A 3,011-nucleotide genomic window follows, 5' to 3' on the forward strand; every position below is an offset into this window, starting at 1 on the left:
ACCAAAAAGGGAAAGTGCATGAGATACTTATTACTTGCTTTAGCTCTATCACCAAGCTTGACCTACGCGCAGCCGCTTCCACCAGCTATTGATTGTTATCAGACTAATACTCAATCAGAAGATATTGATGCCTATATGTCTTGCTTCGCGGAAAATTCTGTCATGACTGATGTTTCACGTAATTTCGAGGGTAAAAATGCTATTAGGCGCTGGGCACTCAGAGAGGTAATTCCCTACGGCCGAAGCTTTTCACATGTGAGAATACTAGAGAAAAATGATTCATACGCCAAAACAGAAGTAGCCTGGAGTACTTGGATTGCACATTACCATTATTGGTGGAACAACGATGGGAAGATCACTCGCATGTCTCTTCAATATGCTGAATAACTCGTCATTATCAGTCCATATACTGCTTTGCGCCTAAATGTCGGTTCCAAGTTCGACCTAAGCGCAGGCCACCCAAATGTTTTGGGTGGCCTTTTTGTTTGTGTTCAATTGCCACATTCATAGCTATTTCTTTGGTTTTATATATTCCATTAACTACCAATCAATCTGTTTTTTATCTCTGAAAAACTGTCCTGTCGGCCCTTTATCATCCAACGTCGCTAGCCAAACTGCCGTCTCAGCCCCCAATTCAGGAGACCTTGTCGCTGACGCTCCTCCCATACGAGTTCTCACCCAACCAGGGCACAATGCGTTGATTTTGACGCTATTTGGATAGTTGTTCGCAGCAACTTTAGTTATCGCATTTAGCGTCGCTTTACTAATCGAGTACGCGGCAGGGCCAGTGAGTCCATCAGAAAATGCGCCCCACCCGGAAGATACGTTTACAATACGTCCATAGCCATTGTTTGCCATGCGATTTCCGAAGAACTGGATGAGCTCGTATGCTGCGAGTGCATTGACCTGCATGGAATGCATCAAATCTGAACTGCTTAGGTTTGAAAAACCTCTCTCTTCAAGTACGCCTGCATTATTAACAAGGACATCTATCTGAGGATACTCTGCACCAATTTGGCGGATTTGTTTATTGAGCTTCTTAGGGTCAGAAAGTTCAAGCTGTACGACTGACACATCTCCGTGAATTTCTAGCGCGACTTTAAGCCCGTCTTCTTTATCACGACAGGCAAGCAGTACCTTCAATCCCTGCGCTGCCAATGATTCGACGATCGCTTTTCCGATGCCTCGATTACCACCCGTAACCAAGGCTATTTTTTGGCTTGTTTGTTTCATATTCCACCTCAAGCTAAACAGCCTGTCACTAAGGTAACAGGCTGATTTAATATTCAATGACACGACACTATATCGATTGGCTGAATCATGGTTTCTACTTCATAGATTGAGCGAATTTTTCGAAGAACTTGTCAGACTCATAGAGATTTCCTGAGAAGTTCTGAACGCGTTTGATTTTGCCATCTTCAATTTGATAGAGAAGGATCCAGTTCAAATCAACGTTCTCATCTGCGTTGGAGCTCCAGCCTCGGTGAGCATCAATAACGTAAGTATCGTTCGCCGCAAGAATCATTACCTCGGCAGCAAAGCCAGCTTTGCCAAGTTGATTAAAGAAATCGACAAACTCATCAATACCACGCTTAGTGCCCGCAAGTTGGTGGCGGCCAGGAATATGCCACTCTACATCTTCCGATACAAACTGCTTCAGACCTTCCATGTCACCTTTACCGTAAGCACCAAAAAAACCTTGTACAACTTTAAGCGCATCGCTGTTTTCCGAGCCAGAGGCCACAGGGTTGGCTGGCTTTGGCCACAGTGCAGGATTGTTTATCTCAACTGCATCCTGAGCCGCTTGTGGGTTATTCATTGGCATGTCACCGGCGAATGCAGATGTTGAAAAAAGCCCTGCAAGTAGCAGCGAGCGAGTAATTACATTTTTCATGGTGTTTGTCCTCTGTTGTAAGGTTACGTTGTTCAGACGGTTGCCACCGAGTAGATCAATATTTCAAAGCTACCTGGAGCATCAACAGTGACAATTTCACGCTAAGGGTGTTAGGTCGCCTAAGTCACTTAAAATAAGAGCAAACTAGAAAATTACTCATCTGTTGATGATTCTATTCTAGGTTATGGATTGATAAATTAAAGATGACACAAGACTACTAGACTGTTAGCCTTTTCCTTACGTAAAGCAAAATGGATTTAGCGATGAAAGGTGCAGGAGCAAGTTATAATCAAATCGTAATTTTTCACAGTATTGCGAAGGAAGGCAGCATTCGAGGAGCCGCTCGTAAGCTAGAAATGGCTGCGCCTTCTGTCAGCCAATCGCTCAAGCTACTAGAGAAAAAATTAGGACTGCCTTTATTCAGCCGCTCAACGCGACAAATGAGCCTAACCGAAGCGGGGAAATTTTTACTGGAAAACACCACGGATGCGATCGCTTCTCTCGATTATGCATTGGAAGGTGTCCATGACTTATCCCACGCCCCTTCAGGAAAAGTAAGGATGACGGTTCCTCGGTTTGTTTATCAAAGCGTTATTCGCCCTATCTTCCCCGAGTTTTGCAAGTTATACCCAGATATCGAACTCGAAATCTCAGTATCAGACACGTCAGTGAATATTATTAAAGAAGGGATAGACGTTGGCATTCGCTTCGGAGATCGAATTGAAGAAGGCCTTGTCGCCAGAAAACTGACCGACCCAGTGAAAGAAGCCCTTTTTATATCACCAGACTACAAGCAGCAATATGGCATTCCTAAAGTTCCGCAAGATCTACAGCAACATAAACTGATTCAATATCGTTTTGGTGCCTCAAATAAACTAGCCCCACTTCTACTCGATCAAGATGGAAGCACTATAACTGTTGAGATGCCCCTAGCCATGATAGTGAACGATACCAATATCAGTATCGACGCTGCGAAAGCTGGGATTGGCATTGGTCGGTTCTTAGCAACGTTGACAGAGAAGCACTTCAAAGACGGTACTTTAATACCGATTCTTGAAGACTACTGGCATGAAATCCCTGGGCTTTACGTTTATTTTTCTCAAAATAGTCAGAAAGC

The 3,011-nt window shown here is 43.9% G+C and carries 4 protein-coding genes; 2 read left to right on the forward strand and 2 right to left on the reverse strand.

Annotated features, from left to right (window positions below):
• The coding region (locus AC4MRV_RS21805; protein WP_491189368.1) for a nuclear transport factor 2 family protein at positions 1-387 on the forward strand (387 nt) is incomplete at its 5' end.
• Positions 388-540: 153 nt separating this feature from the next.
• Here AC4MRV_RS21805 and AC4MRV_RS21810 read toward each other — a convergent pair.
• Together AC4MRV_RS21810 and AC4MRV_RS21815 are read right to left on the reverse strand one after the other, a co-directional pair.
• Positions 541-1,233, reverse strand: a complete 693-nt coding sequence (locus AC4MRV_RS21810; RefSeq protein WP_491189369.1) for an SDR family NAD(P)-dependent oxidoreductase — start codon at positions 1,231-1,233, stop codon at positions 541-543.
• Between the two features lie 94 nt (positions 1,234-1,327).
• Positions 1,328-1,894, reverse strand: a complete 567-nt coding sequence (locus AC4MRV_RS21815; protein WP_152471080.1) for a nuclear transport factor 2 family protein — start codon at positions 1,892-1,894, stop codon at positions 1,328-1,330.
• Between the two features lie 263 nt (positions 1,895-2,157).
• On the opposite strand from AC4MRV_RS21815, the gene AC4MRV_RS21820 reads away from it, so the two are divergent.
• On the forward strand, positions 2,158-3,011 hold an 854-nt coding region (locus tag AC4MRV_RS21820; RefSeq protein WP_491189370.1), incomplete at its 3' end, for a LysR substrate-binding domain-containing protein.

This window comes from Vibrio sp., assembly GCF_984391705.1.

Excerpts from the sequence above, each read along its gene's own strand:
- AC4MRV_RS21810 (WP_491189369.1), bottom strand. The coding sequence starts at position 1,233 with ATGAAACAAACAAGCCAAAAAATAGCCTTGGTTACGGGTGGTAATCGA.
- AC4MRV_RS21815 (WP_152471080.1), bottom strand. The coding sequence starts at position 1,894 with ATGAAAAATGTAATTACTCGCTCGCTGCTACTTGCAGGGCTTTTTTCA.